General features: G+C 72.6%; 11 protein-coding genes and 1 pseudogene. 2 read left to right on the top strand and 10 right to left on the bottom strand.

Going from position 1 to position 18,471, the window contains the following annotated elements:
* Positions 1–94 precede the first annotated feature (94 nt).
* Positions 95–1,027 (bottom strand): NADP-dependent oxidoreductase, encoded by a 933-nt coding sequence (locus ACZ6X9_RS23530; protein WP_469779964.1) that lies wholly within the window; start codon positions 1,025–1,027, stop codon positions 95–97.
* Positions 1,028–1,148: 121 nt separating this feature from the next.
* Here ACZ6X9_RS23530 and ACZ6X9_RS23535 point away from each other — a divergent pair, with 121 nt between their 5' ends.
* Positions 1,149–2,129, top strand: coding sequence for a GlxA family transcriptional regulator (locus tag ACZ6X9_RS23535; protein ID WP_469779965.1), 981 nt, complete (start codon positions 1,149–1,151; stop codon positions 2,127–2,129).
* Positions 2,130–2,250: 121 nt separating this feature from the next.
* Here ACZ6X9_RS23535 and ACZ6X9_RS23540 read toward each other — a convergent pair whose 3' ends face one another.
* Positions 2,251–2,430, bottom strand: coding sequence for a hypothetical protein (locus ACZ6X9_RS23540; protein ID WP_469779966.1), 180 nt, complete (start codon positions 2,428–2,430; stop codon positions 2,251–2,253).
* Positions 2,431–3,501: 1,071 nt separating this feature from the next.
* On the opposite strand from ACZ6X9_RS23540, the gene ACZ6X9_RS23545 reads away from it, so the two are divergent.
* Complete coding sequence (locus ACZ6X9_RS23545) at positions 3,502–4,572, top strand: cation diffusion facilitator family transporter (protein WP_469779967.1); 1,071 nt, start codon at positions 3,502–3,504, stop codon at positions 4,570–4,572.
* A gap of 490 nt (positions 4,573–5,062) precedes the next feature.
* Here the strand turns inward: ACZ6X9_RS23545 and ACZ6X9_RS23550 are convergent, their stop codons facing one another.
* The 8 genes and pseudogenes from ACZ6X9_RS23550 to ACZ6X9_RS23585 all read right to left on the bottom strand — a co-directional run bounded on the left by ACZ6X9_RS23550 (position 5,063) and on the right by ACZ6X9_RS23585 (position 18,416).
* Positions 5,063–6,637, bottom strand: coding sequence for an MFS transporter (locus ACZ6X9_RS23550; protein WP_469779968.1), 1,575 nt, complete (start codon positions 6,635–6,637; stop codon positions 5,063–5,065).
* Between the two features lie 1,032 nt (positions 6,638–7,669).
* Positions 7,670–8,047 (bottom strand): hypothetical protein, encoded by a 378-nt coding sequence (locus ACZ6X9_RS23555; RefSeq protein ID WP_469779969.1) that lies wholly within the window; start codon positions 8,045–8,047, stop codon positions 7,670–7,672.
* A 147-nt stretch (positions 8,048–8,194) separates the two neighbouring features.
* Complete coding sequence (locus tag ACZ6X9_RS23560) at positions 8,195–8,425, bottom strand: hypothetical protein (protein WP_469779970.1); 231 nt, start codon at positions 8,423–8,425, stop codon at positions 8,195–8,197.
* 754 nt (positions 8,426–9,179) lie between these two features.
* Positions 9,180–9,743, bottom strand: a pseudogene (locus tag ACZ6X9_RS23565) (TerD family protein); the annotation flags it as partial.
* A gap of 327 nt (positions 9,744–10,070) precedes the next feature.
* Positions 10,071–10,631: a hypothetical protein gene (locus ACZ6X9_RS23570; protein WP_469779971.1), complete on the bottom strand. Its 561-nt coding sequence runs from the start codon at positions 10,629–10,631 to the stop codon at positions 10,071–10,073.
* Between the two features lie 261 nt (positions 10,632–10,892).
* The gene (locus ACZ6X9_RS23575) at positions 10,893–15,188 is read right to left on the bottom strand and encodes a golvesin C-terminal-like domain-containing protein (RefSeq protein ID WP_469779972.1); all 4,296 of its coding nucleotides are present in this window, start codon (positions 15,186–15,188) and stop codon (positions 10,893–10,895) included.
* Positions 15,189–15,591: 403 nt separating this feature from the next.
* Positions 15,592–16,116 carry a cupin domain-containing protein gene (locus tag ACZ6X9_RS23580; protein ID WP_469779973.1) on the bottom strand — a complete coding sequence of 175 codons (525 nt, stop codon included), beginning with the start codon at positions 16,114–16,116 and terminating at the stop codon, positions 15,592–15,594.
* Positions 16,117–16,205: 89 nt separating this feature from the next.
* Positions 16,206–18,416, bottom strand: coding sequence for an MMPL family transporter (locus ACZ6X9_RS23585; protein ID WP_469779974.1), 2,211 nt, complete (start codon positions 18,414–18,416; stop codon positions 16,206–16,208).
* Positions 18,417–18,471: the final 55 nt, after the last annotated feature.

An 18,471-nucleotide genomic window follows, 5' to 3' on the forward strand; every position in this document is an offset into this window, starting at 1 on the left:
GGGTCCTCGCCGTGCCCCGACCGCCACGACGCCTCGCGGCCACCCGCGCCTCGCGGCCCGGTCGCCCCGGGCCTCGGGCGGACGGCGTCGCACCTCACCCGCCCACGGTCAGGACGATCTTCCCGGTCGTGCGCCCCCGCTCGGCCAGCGCGTGCGCCTCGGCGGCCCGTTCCAGCGGCAGCACCGTGTCGAGGACGGGCCGCAGCCGCCCGTCGGCCGCCAGGGCCGCGACCTCGCGCATGCCCGCGCCGTCCGCCTCGACGGCCATGAAGGCGGCGCGGAGGCCGAGCGGTTCGGCGTGCCCGGCGAGAGCGGCCTCGTCGGGGGAGGCGAGGGAGACGACGATGCCGCCGGGGCGCAGGGTCCGCAGCGAACGCGGGCCGTACGCAACGCCGATGGCGTCGAGGACGACGTCGATGTCACGGGCCTCGGTGGTGAAGTCGGCCCGGGTGTAGTCGATCAGCTCGTCGGCGCCGAGCCGGCGGAGGAGGGCGTGTTTGGCCGTACGCGCGGTGCCGATGACGTACGCGCCCCGGGCCTTGGCGATCTGGACGGCGAGGTGGCCGACGCCGCCGGCCGCCGCGTGGATCAGCACCCGCTGTCCGGGGCGCACGTCCGCGACGTCCACCAGCGCCTGCCAGGCGGTCAGCGCGGCGAGCGGGAGGGCGGCGGCCTCCTGGTGGGACAGCGCGTCGGGCTTGCGGACGAGGTGCCGGGCGGGTGCGGTCACGTACTCGGCGTAGGTGCCCGCCGGGAGCGGGTGGCGCGGCATGCCGAACACCTCGTCGCCGGGCCGGTGCACGGTGACGCCGATGCCGACGGCCTCGACCACGCCGGACACGTCCCAGCCGAGCGGGACGACCGCCCCGGCGAGGCCGCCGGTGGCCCGGTGCCAGACGTCCGTGGGGTTGACGCTGGTGGCGTGCACCCGGACCAGCACCTCGGCGGGGCCGGGCTCCGGCCGCTCGGTCTCGACGACCTTGAGCACCTCGGGGCCGCCGAACGTGTCCTGGCGGATCGCGCGCATCTCACATCTCCTCGGGGGGGCTGGGCCGCTCCCGGTCGGACCGGCCTCGCACCGCCCACACTTCCGCGCCGGAGTGATCACGACGAGTGGCAGGAATGTCAGGTTGTGAAAGGATCTTGCCATGCATCGTGTGGTCGTCCTGGCCCTCGACGGGGTCTACCCCTTCGAAATGGCCATCCCGGTAAGGATCTTCGGCACCGCGGCCGGCCCGCGCGGCGAGCCGCTGTACGAGGTCGTCACCTGCGGTCTGGAGGCCCGTCCTGTACGTACGAGCGCCGATTTCTCCGTCACCGTGGAGCACGGCCGCGACGCCCTGCGATCGGCGGACACCGTGGTGATCCCGCCGTTCACCTGCGGCCCCACCGGCGACGCCGACCGGTTCCCGCCGGGTGTGACCGAGGCGTTGGCCCTCGTCCCGCCGGACGCCCGCATCGTGTCCATCTGTACCGCTTCCTACGTACTGGCCGCGGCCGGCCTGCTGGACGACCGGCCCGCGACCACGCACTGGTTCGAGGCCGAGCACTTCCAGCGGGCGTTCCCCCGCGTCCGGGTGGACGCGAACGTCCTCTTCGTGGACGACGGCCGGGTGCTCACCGCGGCCGGGGTGGCGGCCGGCGTCGACCTCTGCCTGCACCTCGTCCGCAAGGACCACGGGAGCGAGACCGCCAACCGGGTCGCCCGGCTGTGCGTGGTGCCGCCCTGGCGCGAGGGCGGTCAGGCCCAGTACATCGAACGCCCGGTGCCGGAACCCACGGCGGCCTCGACCGCGGCGACCCGCGCCTGGGCGGCGGAGCGGCTGCATCTGCCGCTGCCCCTCACGGAGCTCGCCCGGCACGCCGGCATGAGCACCCGGACGTTCTGCCGCCGGTTCCGTGACGAGGTGGGCATGCCGCCCGGGCAGTGGCTCACCCAGCAGCGCGTCCGGCACGCCCGCCGGCTCCTGGAGACCACCGACCTGCCGGTGGACCGCGTAGCCGCCGCGTCCGGGCTGGGCACCGGCGCCTCCCTCCGCCGGCACCTGTCCGCCGAGACGGGCGTGTCCCCGGCGGCCTACCGCCGGACGTTCCGGTCACTGGCCGACGCGGACGTGGAGGCCGCCTGAGCGCCCGGGTGGACACAGCCCGGCGGGCACAAGCGATCCGAGGGGAGGACGGCGCGTTCGAGGTGTTCGCCCGGCGCCGCCCCGAGGTGACTGTCCGTCACTACGCGCGGGCCGGTGTTCGTCACCGCCGCGGGCGCCGGCGGACCAGGATGCGGAGGGTGGCCCGGGCGTCCCGGCGACGTTGCGGACTGCGGGCGGCGACCGAGGCGACGACGACCGTCAGCAAGGCGACGGCGCCGGTGAGTCCCGTGGCGGCGGCCAGTACGGCCGCGCTGTTCAGCATGGGGGGAAGCAGGGACATGGCAGAACCTCCTGGGCGTACGGCCCGAGGGTCCGGTTCACCGGGCCGTGGTCCGCGGGAACCGCTACGCCGGATTTCCAGCGACCTCCGGGCGATTGAGGAGCCCGTCGTTACGCTGATACGAAGCATCGGAAAAAGTGTCCGGCGAAGTCTCGTGTCACGTACGGCGCGAGCGGATTCACCACGCGGATGGCGGAACGTTCACACCCCACGGGCCCAGTACGGGCGCGTACCGACCGCCGGAAGGGAACCGGCAGGGGCTGAAAGGGCGGGCAGGAAGGCCAACCACGTGCCCGTCCGCCGTTTTCGGTGATCCTCCTGGCGAAAGTGCCGAAAAGGTGCGTCCCCGCCCATCGGGAGACGGCCCTGCCGCGCACCCCTTCGAACCGCTCGCGTACTTGAGCGAACCCATGCGGAATCGGGAGCGGGCGGACCGCCGATGGGCAGGTTCGTCCACGAACATTTCCCCCACGCTTCCCAAGTAGCATTCGCACTCCCCCGGTTCCCTTTCCCCCGCGGCTCTCCTCTCTCAAGTCCCCACGCCCTCCGGCGTCCTCCGGATCTTCCTCCCTCCCGCTGCCGGTCGCCTCCGTCGACTCCACGCCGCCCCCGAGTCGCTCCCGCTTCCGGGGCTCCGGCCCCGGCGCGGCGCATCCGCTCGTCGCCGCCCCGCCCGCCTCGGGTGAACTCCGCGCCCTCGTCCTCCAGTCGATCAACACCGGCGTGGTGAGCACGCACCACGCACCGATCACGACCGGACCGGAACGAGCGACAGCCGTCGGATGCCCGCCACCGACCGTTACGTCACGGCGCGTTGGAGCACCGGCCCGGCCCGCCTCGTCCCTGTGATCTGTCCGGATTCCGCCGCCGCCTCGCCGTTTCCTGCGGTTCTCCGTGGCGCTCCGGTGCTTTCCGGCCACCGCCGAGGCGGCCGCCCAGGGAATCGGAGGAAAGAAAACGGGAAATCTCCGCACCGGAGCGCGCTTTTGATAACCGTCTCCATTGCAGCCTTTGAAATCCCGGAAACAATGCGCTTCACTTTCCCTGCCCAGCCCGGAACGAGGGGGTTTCATGCAGCAGGCGCACCGGCATGCCGGGGAGACGAAGGCGGACGGGGAGGGACACCGCCGCGATTCCCATGACGGCCACGACCACGGACACGGACACGACCACGGGCACGGACACGGCGGCCACAGCCACGGGGTGGCCGCCGACGCGGACCGGCGCTGGCTGAGCATCGCGCTCGGCCTGATCCTGGCCTATATGGCGGTGGAAGTCGTCGTCGCTTTCCTGGCCCATTCGCTGGCCCTGATCTCCGACGCCGCCCACATGCTGTCCGACGCCGGCTCCATCGTGCTGGCCCTGGTCGCGATGCGGCTGGCGGCCCGCCCCGCCAAGGGCGGCTACACCTACGGGCTGAAGCGGGCGGAGATCCTCTCGGCCCAGGGCAACGGGCTGACCTTGCTGCTGCTGTCCGTCTGGCTGGCGTACGAGAGCGTGAAGCGGCTGATCGATCCGCCGGCGGTCGGTGGCGGCATGGTGCTGGCCACCGCCCTGTCGGGCGTGGTGGTGAACATCGCCGCCGCGTGGTGCATGTCGAAGGCCAACCGGTCCTCGCTCAACGTCGAGGGCGCCTTCCAGCACATCATCACGGACCTGTACGGCTTCGTCGCCACCGCGGTGGCCGGTGCGGTGGTCATGCTGACCGGATTCACCCGCGCCGACGCCGTCGCGACCCTGGTGGTCGTGGCGCTGATGCTGCGGTCCGGGGTGTCCCTGGTCCGCGCATCGGGGCGGATCTTCCTGGAGGCCGCGCCCCCCGGCATGGAGCCGGACGAGGTGGGCGCCCGGATGGCTCGGCAGGACGGCGTGGTGGAGGTTCACGACCTGCACATCTGGGAGATCACCTCGGGCGAGGTGGCGCTCTCGGCGCACGTCCTGGTAGAGCCGGGCGGCGACTGCCACGCCGTGCGGACCGCCGTCCAGGCCGACCTCCGCGCGGGATACGGCATCACCCACGCGACGCTGGAGGTGTGCGAGGCGCCCGGCGAGCTGGTGACCGTCGGCTCCGTCGAGACGGCCGGCGGGCACTGCGAGGACCCGCACGGCACGGTCCACCGGCGGGTGCCGGACGCCGGCTGAGCACACGGGCGCGGCACCCCGCGCCCCCAAGGACAGGAACCGCCCCCGCCCCCGTCGGGGGCGGTTTCTCATGTTCCGGGCACGCCACCCGGTTCGTCCCCTTCCGGCGCCCGCCCGCCCCCTGCCGAGGACCGGCAGACGCCTGAGCGGGCACGCTCCACGTCACCGCACGAGCCGGCGTCGCCGCCCGGACGGTGAGCGGCCCGGGCCGGGCGACGGACGCCCGGTCGCCGGTCGCCGCCCGGGCGGCGGACTCACAGGCGAGTCCGACGCCGCCGTACCGCGCTCGCGACGGCTCGGCGTCGTGGGCGGGTCGGCGTCGCGGGCGGGCCGGAGCGGCGAGGTCAGGGCGGCCTGGTCAGAGCGGCCTAGTCGGAGCGGCCTGGTCGGAGCGGCGGTGCCGCCCGGGGCCCGAGGGCTCGGCGGGCGGTACGGCCGGGCGGGGAGGCTCGGGCCCCGGGTGCGAGGCGGGCTGCGGTGTGACGCGGGGTCAGGCCGGTTCGGGTTCGGCCCTGCCCGGGCTCTTCTCCGGTTCGGGGGCGCCGGTGAGCAGGTCCTTCTTGCGGACCAGGGTCAGTGCGACGGCCGCGGTGACCACGCAGATGGCGGCGGCCCAGGTCATCACGGTGGACGCGCCGTCGGACAGGGCCGTCTCCAGGGTGCGGCGGACATGGTCGGCCGCGGCGTCCGGGACGTGGTCCAGGGCGCGGGAGATGTCGCCCTGGGCGGCGGCGGAGACGATCTCGTCATGGTCCGCGCCGGCCAGCACCGGCTCGCCGTCGGCCCGGTCGGAGACGCGGGCGCGGAAGAGGACGCCGAAGAGCGCGGCTCCGGTGCCGGCACCGAACATGAAGAGGCTGTTGACGGCCCCGGACGCCATGCCGGCGCGCTGCTTGGGCACCACGTTCACGGCGAGGGACATCGACGGGCTGCCGGCCAGTCCGCCACCGACACCCCACAGCAGCAGGCCGGGCAGGGCGGCCCAGATGGTGGTGTCGCGATCGAAGGACCAGGCCATGGCGAGGCCGCCGACGGCGAGGATGCCGAAGCCCGCGGCGATGATGTGCGACGGCGAGTACCTGGCCTGGAGCTTGCCCGCGACCAGGCCCATGCCGAGCTGCGGGGCGAAGACGGCCATCATCAGCAGGCCGTTCTGCAACGGGCTGAGCCCGCGGGCGCTCTGGAAGTACAGGATGTAGTACACCGAGCCGCCGACCGTGGCGAAGCGGGAGAAGAAGGCGATCAGCGTGGCCGCCACGAAGGTGGGCACCGTGAACAGCGACAGGTCGAGCGTGGGCGCGTGCACCCGCCGTTCCAGGACCAGGAATCCGGCCAGCAGCACCATGCCCGCTCCGAACTGGGCGAGGGTCGCACCGCTCGCCCATCCCTGGTCCTCCCCCCTGGTGAGGGCGTAGTTGACGATGCCCAGGGTGAGGACGAGCAGGCCCGCGCCGGTCCAGTCGATGCCGGACAGGGAGGTGCGCGGCGGGTCGGCGGGCAGCCGGGTGCGGCAGAGGAAGAGGGCTGTCGCCCCGATCGGCACGTTGATCAGGAACAGGTAGCGCCACTGGGTGAGGTCGACCAACAGACCGCCGATGACCGGCGCGACCGCGCCACAGGCGCCAAGGGTGGTGCCCCAGACGGCGATCGCCATGTTGCGCGCCTGCCCCTCGTAGACCTGGGCGATCAGCGGCATCGCGTTGGCCAGCACGAAGGCGGCGCCGATGCCCTGCACACCGCGGGCCAGGTCCAGCGTCAGCGCGTTGGGGGCGATGCCGCAGGCGAGGGACGAGAGGGTGAACAGGGCTATGCCGCTCATGAACATCGCCCGGCGCCCCAGCCGGTCGGAAAGCGAGCCGGCCGCCTGCTGGAAGGCGCCGAACGTGACGGTGTAGCCGATGATGATCCACTGCAAGGCGGCGAGAGAACCACCGAGATCGGACTGGATGGACGGCAGCGCCACGGAAACGATAGTGATATCGATGACCAATAGCGCCGAGGCGACGACGGTGATGATGAGCACGATGCGGGCTTGCCTGCCCATCGCGGTGTCCGTGGCGCTCACTGAAGCCTCTCCGTTGCGTTTCCGCGGCGGCCGGCGGAGCCATGGCGGTGCATTGACAATCGTTTCCGAATTCATTCCGGCGAGCCGCCGCCTCATCGAGTAAGGGTCACCTTACCGCGCATGGTGGCGCGAGCTTAGCACTTGAATTCCGGCTATTCCGATGGGCGGACCACAATTTCGGCCGCTGCCGGTTGATTTGGAATTCGCTGGTCCCGACGGCCAGTCAGTCAGGGCGCTGCAAAAGGGAGTTGATTTCCATTTTCCCGGTCATGGTGAGCGGCAGAGGGCAGCCCTCGGTGCGATCACGCCGGTTCGGGGGCCTGATGCGACGTCAGGGAGCCCGGCTTCAGGTGGAACCCGTGACGCTCCCGGTCGGGCCGTAGAGGATGTACGCGTGCTCGGGGGTCCCGGCGGCCGTACAACTTCCGCGCCAGAGCGGCCGGAAGCGCCTCCTTGGCCGGGTCGACCGTCACAACCGAGGCGTGGCGGCGCGCCACCGCGCCTCGGCATCCCCCTGCCATGCCCTTCGGGCGAACCGTGGGTCCGGAGGCGTGGAGGGCGTGGGCGGGGTTCGCGGCGGCTGTGCGGGGCCGGTCGCGGCCCTCGCGTTCGACCGGGCGTCCGGGAAGCCCCCGTTGGCCGGACACGTAGCGCACGTATCGTCGAATCGGCGCTCCCACGCGGTCACACCGAGGTCTGCCGCCCACATCGGCGTCCGGCGGCCCGGACACCCTCGCCGGACCGCCGGCCCCGGCGACGCGTACGATGCCCGGCCGCTGCCCCCCCCGGCCGCCGGGCTCAACTCCCGCCGGAGGACGCTGCGGACGGCCACACGACGGCAGGTGGTACGGCCGGCCGGCGCCTGGCGGCGTACCGCGCGCGGCCAGACAGGGACGGCGCCGGGGCCGCGTACCGGGTACCGCGTGCCGCGTGCCGCGTGAGGGATGATGCCGACGGTGGGGCGCCGGGACGCCGCAGGGCGGCGCCTGACCGGGCGGGGCGGGCGGTCGGCCCGCACCCGGGGCCGTCACCTCAGGATCGGTGCTTGCCGGGCGACGGCCTCCTGGAACCGGCTCGCGCCCCGGTCCCCGCGCCACGCCGGAGGAGCCGGCCGCGCCGGCCGCCGCCCATGGCGAACGTCAGCCAGCGGTCGGCGCCCCGGGCCGCCAGGAACCGCCGGCGCTCCCGGCGCGAGCGCGGGCGTGCCGCCTCCTCGCGCGGCGCGTTCGGCGACGCGAGCGCGGCGGAGGCGAGGCGCCGGCCCGCCCGCGCGAGATCGGCCAGGACATGGTCCCGGTCCCGCTCGCCGCGTCCGGCGAGCAACTCGGTGTAAAGACCTTCGATTTCCGCCACGGCCGCGCCGACGAGCAGGTCGCCGCCGCCCGCCGGTGCCGTTCTGTCCCGCGCCATCCGCAGCCCCCTTCGGACGAGTGGTCGCGACGCGTCGCGGCGACGCGTGGTCGCCGGGGTCGCGCCCGAGACTTGCCCGGCCGCGCGAGCGGACAACCACGCCGACCGGAGATCGTCCCGACCGCGGCGGCCCGACGGGGTGCGGGTTCAGGGGCTGACCGGGTCGAATCCGTAGCGCAGGGGCTCGTCGTCCACACGCACGTCGCGCCGGTAGACGTACAGCGCGTCCACCCGCGCGTCACCTTCGGCGTTCTCGACGACGCACGGACGGGTGAACTGCACCACCGCAGGCCGCCCCACCACCTTGATCCTCACGCCGTCGGCCGGCCCACCGGCCAGCACCGCCGTCTCCTGCCCCCGCACACCGTCGTCCGCCATGGGAACACTTTACGCATTGCGCAAGTGTCGAACGGACGGGGGCGGCGCGGGCAGGAACGGACGAAGGCGGCGCGGGCAGGAGGGGGCGGAGGGGCCGTCAGTCCTCGTAGTAGTTGTTGACGATCACGTCCGGCTCGTCGTCGTCGAACGCCTCGTTCAACAGCGCGCCGCCGACGAGACCCGCCGCGCCTGCGCCGATGAGCGCGCCGGTGCCGAACCGGCGACCGCCCTGCTGACCGCCGCCCTGCTGCGCGTCACCGTGCGGGGCCGGGTAGCCCTGCTGCGGGGGCTGGGGGTATCCCTGCTGCACGGGCTGCGGATAACCGGCCTGCGGGTACCCCGCCTGGGGCTGGGTGTAGTACGGGGGCGGCGTGGTCTGCACGCGGTGGGCGCAGCCGCCACAGGCCTGGACCGGCCGGGGCACACCCCACTGCGGCGCCCAGGACACCGTCGTCATGCCCGGGCCGTGGGCGGGGTCGAAGAAGCACGTCACGGAAGAACTCCCTGTCAGTGGCTGGGGTGCGGCGAGTGTCGGCGCGGAGTGCGCCGACGGGACGACGACCGTCGGGGTCGGGACCGGGGCCGAGGCCGGTGCGGGGGCGGCGGGGGTGGGGGCGGCGGGGGTGGGGGCGGAGAAGGCCGCGGGGGCCTCCTCGCCCGCCTTCCGGGTCCGCACGGATCCCACCGGTTCGGCGGACGCGGCGGCCGGCACCGGCCCCGCCGACGCGTCGGGCCCCGGCGCCGCGTCCCGGAGCACGTCCACGCCGTAGTCGGAGGCGATGCCCGCCAGGCCCGACGCGTAGCCCTGCCCCACCGCCCGGAACTTCCACTCCGCGCCGTGGCGGTACAGCTCCCCGAAGACCATCGCGGTCTCGTCCCCGGCATCCCCGGCCCCGAGCTCGTAGCGGGCCAGTTCGGCGCCGCCTTCCCCGTCGGTCACCCGGATGTGCGCGCCGCGGACCTGCCGGAAGTCCTGGCCCCGGGCCTCGGCCTCGTAGAGGGACACCGGGAAGACGATCTTCATCACGTCCGCGGGGACCCGGCCGAGGTCGACGTGGATCCGCTGGGCGTCGCCCGCCGGGCCGTCGGCGCCGGCGTCCCCGGCGTGCCGGACCGAACCGTCGGGGCTGGTCAGGTTGTTGAAGAAGACGAAATGCCGGTCGGAGAGCACCTTCCCGGACCGGTCGCACAGCAGCGCGCTGGCGTCCAGGTCACAGCCCGGGGCCGCCTGCCAGCCCAGTCCGACCGTCACCGCCGCCAGGCCGGGGGCCCGCGCGCTCAGCGAGACGTTGCCGCCCTTGGTCAGGGGCACACCCATCTCCGTTCCCTCCACCACCGCCCCGGCGCCCGCGCGTTCGCCGCGCGGAGCGCGCCCGGGGCTCGTCCGGTTCTCTGTTGGCACGATGTGTGACGGGCGGGCCCGGAACGGCTCCGGCGCGGCGCGCGGCGACGCGGACGGGGCGTCTCACCTGGGGGGACGTCATGTCTCCCCGGTTCGCCGCCCTGTCACCGCCCGACGCGCATACTTTAGCGCTTGCGCAACAGGGCAACCCGCGGGGTGGGCCGGAGAACCGCCGTCACCCCGCCGCGCCACCCACCATGCCGTTCCCCACCACGCTCCCCCACCACACGCCCCCGCCGCAGCCTACGCCGCGGGCGGGACCCGCCGGCCGTCCGTGCGACCGGATCCGGCCGCCGCGCGCTCCGCCGTCACCCGGCTCGCGAGCAGGGCCACCAGGAGGGCGGCGAAGACCCAGAACACGGGTGTCCAGAAAGCGTCGTCGAGGGGCCCCCACAGGGCGAGCGACGCGCCGCCCGCGGCCAGGACCGCCTGGACGACCGTTCCGGCCCGCCGGCCCGAGAGGGTGAGGATGTGGCCGAACCAGGCCAGCGCGCACAGCGGCGCGCCGAGGAGGATCGTGAAGACGGCCAGGAACATCGACACCGGCACGCCCACCAGCCAGGTCACGCTGATCAGCCAGGCGAAGTAGCAGGAGGCGACGGCGGGGCCCGGGACCGGTCGGCCGAACCGGTGCCTGAGGACGAGATCACCCCAGGTGGCCAGGGCTGCCGCGGACAGTACGGCCAGCAGGACCGCGGTGACGCGGGCCATGTGTTTCTCGGTGTCCCAGAGCACCGCCACGACGGCCGCCAGGGTTCCGGCCGCGAGGACCGGTACCAGGCCCATGAGCCTGTTCTTTCCCATCGCCCCATCACGCCTTTCCGCGTTCCCGGTGCCGGATCGTGCCCACCGCCGGATGCCTGTCCGCTGCCGGACGCGGACCGGGTGCCGCGGGAGCCCATGTCCACCGGACCCCCGCGGCACCCGGCCGCCGTGCGCTCCCCGGGGCGGACGCCCCGGGGGTGTTTCGTCGGTACAGGACGCGTCCCGGCCGGTCTGCCGCGACCGCCGGGACCGGCGATGTCGTCAGTCGACGGAACCGCCGGGACCGGCAGGACCGTCGGTCTAGTCGAACACGTCCTCGTGGGCCTTGTTGTCACAGTAGATGCCGGCGCCCGGCCGCTTGGACGGCGGGTCACCGATCACGGGCACGGGCTCCTTGATCGCCCACGGGTTGCCGCCCCGTCCCCGGGTGGTGATGTCGCAGATGCCGAAGGCGTTGTCGTACTTGAGGTCGGGGACGTTGGAGAACTTCTTCCAGTCGCCGTTGTGCACCGGGCCGTTGGACGGCTTCCCCTCGTTGTCGACGACCTTGCCGTCGAGGTACAGCCACAGGTCGGGCATGAAGCTGCTGTACACGAGGCCGCGCTGGGGCGCGGTGCCGGCGCCGTCCGCCCGCTGGGTCGAACGGACCGAACCGTCCGCGCAGAACGCCATGCTGACGTTCTGCCAGATGGGCGGCGCGTTGCCGATCTGCGAACCGGCGACGTTGCTGGGACCGCGGTACCGGAAGAACATGCTGTAGATGTCACCGGCCATCCGGCCGACTTCCTCGGGCACGTTGGCGTTGCCCTTCACCGCGTCCACCCAGGCCGACGCGTTGGTGTCGACGGACGACTGGGCGATCATGGCGCGGAAGCCGTGGACACCGCCCATGACGCTCCGCGTCTCCACGCACTTGCCGTCCTCGACGATCTTCGGCGCGCGGACGTTGGAGATGTACGCCTGGCCCGGGACGTTCCCCGTGCCGATGGGGTCCACCTGGGTCTTGGCACCGCTGTAGACGTTGGCGTCGATCTCGTCGAAGCGGAGGTCGGGCGGCGCGATGCCGTAGTCCTTCTGGACGGCGAGCATGAAGTCGCGGACGAACGGCGCGATGTGCGCGTCACCGACGATCTGCTGGGTGCCGACGTCCTCGGAGCCCTCGATGATCTTCCCGTCGTCGCCGACGAGGAAGCCGACGTCCGTGTGCGTCTTCAGCTTGTAGTCGTGCTTGCTGGCGAAGGCCTGGTTGGGGTCCACCGACGGGTCGGGGCGCGGGTTGGCCATCGCCATCCAGATGGGCTGGGACATCGACGGCGCCCCGCTGCCGGGAACCGGGCCCTTGCCGCCGGCGACGATCTGGTCCCGCCACCGGCGGGCGGCGCCCGCGGTCTCGGGCATGACGCACCCCTTGCCGGGGGACGAGCACGCGGGCAACTGCAGGATGCCGCGCTGGGTCTTGTCGGGGTCGTCCCAGACCTTGCCGCCCTCGGTGAGGCCCATCGCCCAGTCGTACATCGTGGTCATCGTCCGCAGCGGCGTGTTCATCAGCCACGGCAGGTTGGTGTTGGTCTCCTGGTTGGGGTCGAAGATCGACACCGCGTCGAACCGGCGCTCCTTGTAGGTGGCGTTGATCGGCGCGACGGCGACGGCGTCGAAGGCGATGTCCTGTTCACCCTTGCCGTCGTCGGTGACCGAGCTCAGCCGCACCTTGGGGGCGCCGTTGAAGAGGAACGCGCCGATGGTGACCCACCGGTTGCCGTCACCGGGCTGGCTGACGATCCGGGTCCTGGTCCCCTTGGCGGTCTCGATCTCGTACCGCGCCCGCTTGGTCTGCGCGCCGTGGTCCGGGAGGTGGACCAGCACCTTGGCGGCGCCGTTCACCGTCTGGTCGAACGCCCAGGTGCCGACGACCTTCAGCCGGCCGCGCTCGTCGTCCGCCTTGCGAGTGTGCGCGAACCAGAAGTGGCCGGCGTAGCCCGCCCCGAGCTGCTGGAAGTCCATCCTTCCGGCCGGGGTGTCGAAGTCGAGGGTGAACGTCCCGCTGGTCTGCCGCGGCGTCGGGCAGTCGGGGCGCATCACCGGGGTGCCCGGCGGCACGTCGTCGACGACCATGGCGTTGTCAGGCAGCCCCTCGGTGGTGCACTTCGGCGGGTAGGCGGTGCCGTCGGCCTCCTCCTTGTAGGTGTCGTCGAAGCGCAGGATCTCGTTTCCGCACTGCTTCTTGTCGCAGTCCTTCCACGTGACCTTCTGGTTCCACCAGCACTTGAGGTCCAGGCGGTTGCAGGCGCCCAGGCCGGGCTCGTTCTTGTCGTTCGGGCCGATCCTGCTCGGGTCGCACTCGTTGGCCTGGGTGCAGAACAGGCTCTCCGGCGGCTTGACCTGGGTGCGGTAGGCGGGAACGGTCCACCAGGCGGGACGGAAGCCGTGCACCAGCTTGCCGGGTGACTCGAGGGCCTCCAGCGGGCGCGCCGCCCAGCCGAGGACCTTCTCCTGGTAGGGCCAGTCCTGCGGGTGCGCGGCCTGCGAGTAGTCGTCGCCGCCCACCCCGTTCTCCAGGAAGGGGGTGCGGTTGGCCTTCCACAGCGGGTTGGCCGGGTTGTTGGTGAAGCCGACGCCCCACAGGCCGTCGTGTTCACCGGCCTTGGCGCGGGGGTAGTAGCCGGAGTTGTAGGCCCAGAGGGCGAAGAACCAGTTCTCCAGCCACTTCGGGTCGCCGTTGTTGACGATCAGGCCGTCGGCGCGGGTCACGTTCCACTTCTCGACCAGGATGTTGACGCCGGCGGCGATGTTCGCCGTGTAGTCCAGCGCGACGGCCTCCTGCTGGAGCGTGGAGAGCGGCTTCTCGTCCTTCTTCTCCTTGCCGTGCATGCGCATGCCGTCGGTCACCTGGGTGATGCCGTAACCGCAGTCGGCCTCGGACCAACTGATCCACCACGGGTCGTTCTGCTGGCCGTCGGCCGAGTACTGGACGCCGTAGTAGTTGCCGATGAGCGGGTTGCCGGTCACGCCCGGTACCACGACCCGGGAGGCCTGCCACATGTTGGACTCCTGCGCGGTGATGCCGAGCATCACCTGCGCGGGGATCCGGCCGCCGCCGTCCAGCCCCTTGAGGGGGAAGAGGCTCTGGGGCTGGTAGGCGCCCATGCCGAGGTTCTTCCAGTTGGCGGGGCGCGATATGTGCTTGTTCAGGTTGTTGGTGATGGCCTGGTCCACCGCCCATTCGACCTGCCGCGGCTTGGGCTGCATGGCCTGTTTGGCGGGGTCGTTGCGCGGCACCGAGCAGTAGCGCTCGGGCTCGGCGGTGCCGGCGAAGGAGTTGTGCGCCTTGGCGCCCTTCGGTTTGCCGCCGGGGGTTCCGAGGACGGGCGACGGGGCGCTGCCCTGACCGGGCCGGCCGATGACGGTCCGGTCGGGGGCGACCCGGAACGCGGCTTTCCTGCCGGTGCCGTTGACGGTCAGCCCGATGTCGACCGGGCGGGGGGCCGAGGCTTCCTCGGGGCTGACCCGGGAGTCCTTGCCGTCGGCCCATCGCACGTCGGTGACCAGGGCCTCGCCGCGGGTGGTGGCGCGGGCGTCCTTCGGTGCCGCGACGCGCCGCACCGGGCCGGGCAGCTTCCCCGCAGCCTCGGTGGCGCCGGTGACGAAGACCTTCCCGTCGGCGCTGCCGGTGACGTCCATCTTCGTCAGCGGGCCGCGGGCGAGCACCGGCGGGCGGGTCCGTCCGGCGTCCGCGGCGGCGATCTCCTTCGCCGTGACGCGCTTGACCACACCCTGCGTCCGGTCGTCCGGCGCCCCGGTGGCGGACGGCTTGGCGCCGGCGCGGTCGAGGTAGACCACGCCGCCTTCGGCGTCCGGCTTGAGCTGGAACGGGACGCGGTCGGTGCGGGCGATCACCCGCCGCGCGCCCGAGGCGTCGATGCGCACCAGTCGGGCGGCGTCGGCGGCGACGATGCTCCCGCCGACCGGGACGGCCGAGGTGACCTGTCCCTTGACCTCGATGGTCCGGCCGCGCTTGCCGGCCGCCGCGTCGACCTCGACGAGCCGGGTGGCGTTCCTGCTCTCGCCGCCGGCCTGGGTGAGCACGGCGGTCTCGCCGGTTCCGCAGCCGGGGCTGAAGTAGGCGAGCGACGCCTGGCGGTCGAGCTTGGTCACCCGGCCGGTGGTGAGGTCCACGACGGCGGTGAACGCGCCGCGGGCCATCAGTTCGGGCTTGTTGGTGAAGGTGCGCGGCGCGTAGGCGACGACCGCCCGCTGCCCCGAGCCCGTGACACACGCGTTGCCGATCCACATGTCGGCGTCGAACCCGGGCTCGGAGAGCGTGGCCGCGGTCTTCCAGGCGTAGCCCGCCTTCTTCTCGGCGACCAGCACGTGTAAGCCGGTGCCGTCGCCGGTCGTCGTCCACGCCCGGTCCCCGGACGTCCGCCACCCGTCCCCGAGCGTCGCCGCGCGTTCCCCGGCCGGCACCGCGGCCGGGTCACCCCCGCGCTCCGCTCCTTGCCCGGCCGGCGGCTTGACGGTCCCTTCGCCCGACGCCCACGCCCCCGGCGGTATCTGCACGACCGCCACCCCGACGGCGAGCGTCGCGGCAGCGGCCATGGTTCGTCTGAAACGTCTCGATCTCACACATCCTCCACTGATGCACCAGAGCTGTGATGCACGTCAAGTGACATACGTGACACCTGAGTTGGCGTCACTGTACAGATGGAGGAGGGAACTCAGAGGGGGTCGGCGTACGTTGTCCGTCCGCCCGGCCACGGCGGTTCCGGGTGGGGACGGCGTCGTCGGGGAGCGGCCGACGGTGAAACGCCGGGGCCGCGCCGCGTCAGGGGCGCGCCAAGGGTGTCCCGGGGGTGCGCGCCCATCCTCGTCCCCCGGCGGGAAACGCGGAGCCCCCGGAGAGAGCACGGAGACGGCCGGGAGACGGCCCGGAGACGCGCACCCGGCGGCAGACCCCGGCGCGTCGGGGGCGGTGCCGCGATCGCGGCGCCGCCGGCCCGCCTCAGGGGCGCGGCGCCCGCAGCCCCAGCAGCCTGGCGACGGTCGCGAGCACGGTGGTCACGGCCCGCAGGACCGGGCTGTGCAGACGCATCGCGTCGGTGTGTTCGGTGAACAGGATCGACATGTAGGTGAGCGTCTTCGGACCGCTCATCTTCGTGATCTTCCCCTGCCGGACCAGGAGGCCCATGCGGTCGAGGTATTCCTGGAAACTGCCGGCCGGCTGGTGCACATTGCGGATGACGACGGGCTCGTGGAAGTTGTTGCGGTACGTGTGCACATGGCCGGGCCGCACGATCAGTTCCTCACCGGGGCCCCGGGTGTGCCAGGTGCCGTCCAGGAAGATCTCGACCCGGCCGGACCGCACGTAGAACTCGTCGGTCTGCGCCGGGTGGGTGTGCGGCGGGGTGGCGGTACCGTGCCGCGGCACCGTCATCTCGATCTCGAACCCTTCGGTCGCGGGGGAATCGGTGCGTTTGGTGTAACGGATGTGGGTGCCGTCGGGGAGGGTGAAGGCGTCCAATGGCATCTGCGCTCCTGCCTTTCACGGTCGGCTCGGTCGCCGTCGTCGGTCGTTGTCGGTCGCTCGCTCGCTGTCGGTCGGTCGGTCGCTGTCGGTCAGTCGCCGCGCACGGCCGGGTCGCGCGCGTTCTCGCCGTCGGTCCGGGCGGCGGCCTCGGTGGTCGCGCCGGGGTGGCCCGGAGGGTGCGGCAGGGGCGCGCCGTCCGATTCGCTCAGCCCGATGCGCCGGTGGAGCAGGCGCAGCGGTCGCGGGGACCACCAGTTGCCCTTGCCCATCAGTTCCATCAGGGCGGGCACCAGCGTCGAGCGGACCAGGGTGGCGTCGAGCAGGACGGCGAAGGCCACGCCCAGCCCGATCTCCTTGAGGAAGACGATCTCGGAGATGGAGAACGCGACCATCGCCACGCAGAACATCAGGGCGGCGGCGGTGATGATGCGGCCGGTGCGTTCGACGCTGACGGCCACGGCGTCCCGGGTGCCGAGCCCGGAGTCGTGCGCCTCTTTGATCCTGGACAGCAGGAACACCGTGTAGTCGGTGGACAGTCCGAGGACCATCGCCATGATGAGGATCGGCTGGGTGGTGTCGAGGGCGCCGGTGCTGCGGTAGTCCAGGACGCCCTCCAGCCGGCCGTCCTGGAAGACGAAGACCAGGGCGCCGAAGGCGGCGGCCACCGTCAGGCCGTTCATCACCAGGGAGACCAGCGGCAGCGTCGCGGAACCGGTGGCGAGGAACAGGAAGACCACCGTGGCGAGCACCACCACGAGCACCGCCCACGGCAGCCGGTCGCCGAGGCTGCTGCCCTGGTCGACGAAGCGGGCCGACTCGCCGCCCACCAGGAAGGCCGTGGGCGCGTCGAGGCCGCGGATGTCCCGCACCAGCTTTTTGCCGTCCTCCGACAGGGGGGCGGAGGCGGGCTGCACCGTGATGAGGGAGGTGTGGTCGGACAGCGGCACGGGCGGGCCGACGAACGCCGTGTTCGGCAGCGCCTTGATCCGCGGTACGAGGGGAGCGGCCGCCCGGGCGTCGTCCTCCACGACGACGTAGACGGCGCGGGAGAGGGCGGGGCCGAAGTCCTCGCGCAGTGTGTCGGCGACGGCGTGGCTGCTGCGGGTGTCGGGCAGGACCCGCTCGTCGGCGATGACGAACTTCGTGCCCAGCGACGGGAGTCCGAGCACGACCAGGACGGCGAGGCCCGCCAGCGCGATCCGGGCGGGGCGGCGCATGACGAACGAGGCGAGCCGGTACCACCCGCCGGAACGGCCGGCGTGGGACTCGGAGTCGGCGCGCCTGCGCAGTCGGGAGGGGGCGAGCGCGTCGATGCGGTGGCCCAGCACGGCGAGTACGGCGGGCAGGACGACGAGTGTGGCGAAGACCGCGAGCAGGGGGACGGCGATGCCGGCGATGCCCATGGAGAGCAGGAAGTTCTCCTCGAAGACGGTCAGCGAGGCGAGGGCCCCGGCGACGGTCAGGGCGCTGAACACGATGGTGCGGCCCGCGGTCCGCAGGGTGACGCGCAGCGCGTCCTGGTGGGTGTCCGTGCGGGCGCGTTCCTCGCGGTAGCGGCTGATGAACAGCAGGCTGTAGTCGATGGCGAGGCCGAGGCCGAGGCCGGTGACCAGGTTGAGGGCGAAGATCGAGACGGTGGTCAGCTCGGTGAACACCCGCAGCGTGAAGTAGGTCATCACCACGGTGACGCCGGCGACCAGCAGCGGCATCAGCGCGGCGACCAGCCCCCGGAAGAACCAGAGCGCCAGCAGGAACAGGACGGGGAACGCCAGCGTCTCGGCGGTGAGGAGGTCGTCGGCGGAGGTCTTGTTGATCTGGGCCTGCGCGGTGTCGATGCCGCCGACGGCCGCCCAGGGAGTGCCGGCGAAGGCGTCGAGGACGTCCTGCGCGACGTTCTGCCGTTCCTTGACCGAGACCTGCCCGAAGTTGGCGACGACCACGGTGGCCTTGCCGTCCTTGGAGACCAGGGATCCGCCCTGGGGGTCGAGCAGGCTGGAGACCCGCGCGATCTGGAGGTGTCCGCGCAGTTCGCCGACCACGCGGGAGACGCGGTCCCGTGCCTCGGTGCCACCGGTCCCGCCCGGGGCGTCCACGATCACGGTGATGCCGGGGTTGGGGTTGAAGTGGGCGGATCTCTGGACCAGTTCGTCGGCGCGGACACTGTCCGACGAGGGGTTGGTCGCGTCGTAGGGCGTCACATGGTCGGAGACCGAGAGGCCGAACGCGGCGCATCCCGCGATGAACAGGGCGCCCACCCACAGCACCCATCGCGCGTGCCTGATCACGAAGTGATTCCGCACCCCACTCCTCTCCCCGTTCCCACGCCCTTTTCCGGTCACCTGTCGGTCCGCCTTC

It is taken from the genome of Streptomyces sp. NPDC052910 (genome assembly GCF_055585605.1).

What these genes read in the sequence shown, in the direction of transcription:
- ACZ6X9_RS23535 (WP_469779965.1), top strand. Translation starts at nt 1,149, where the DNA reads ATGCATCGTGTGGTCGTCCTGGCCCTCGACGGGGTCTACCCCTTCGAA.
- ACZ6X9_RS23555 (WP_469779969.1), bottom strand. Translation starts at nt 8,047, where the DNA reads ATGGCGCGGGACAGAACGGCACCGGCGGGCGGCGGCGACCTGCTCGTC.
- ACZ6X9_RS23575 (WP_469779972.1), bottom strand. Translation starts at nt 15,188, where the DNA reads ATGGCCGCTGCCGCGACGCTCGCCGTCGGGGTGGCGGTCGTGCAGATA.
- ACZ6X9_RS23530 (WP_469779964.1), bottom strand. Translation starts at nt 1,027, where the DNA reads ATGCGCGCGATCCGCCAGGACACGTTCGGCGGCCCCGAGGTGCTCAAG.
- ACZ6X9_RS23545 (WP_469779967.1), top strand. Translation starts at nt 3,502, where the DNA reads ATGCAGCAGGCGCACCGGCATGCCGGGGAGACGAAGGCGGACGGGGAG.
- ACZ6X9_RS23540 (WP_469779966.1), bottom strand. Translation starts at nt 2,430, where the DNA reads ATGTCCCTGCTTCCCCCCATGCTGAACAGCGCGGCCGTACTGGCCGCC.
- ACZ6X9_RS23560 (WP_469779970.1), bottom strand. Translation starts at nt 8,425, where the DNA reads ATGGCGGACGACGGTGTGCGGGGGCAGGAGACGGCGGTGCTGGCCGGT.
- ACZ6X9_RS23570 (WP_469779971.1), bottom strand. Translation starts at nt 10,631, where the DNA reads ATGGGAAAGAACAGGCTCATGGGCCTGGTACCGGTCCTCGCGGCCGGA.
- ACZ6X9_RS23580 (WP_469779973.1), bottom strand. Translation starts at nt 16,116, where the DNA reads ATGCCATTGGACGCCTTCACCCTCCCCGACGGCACCCACATCCGTTAC.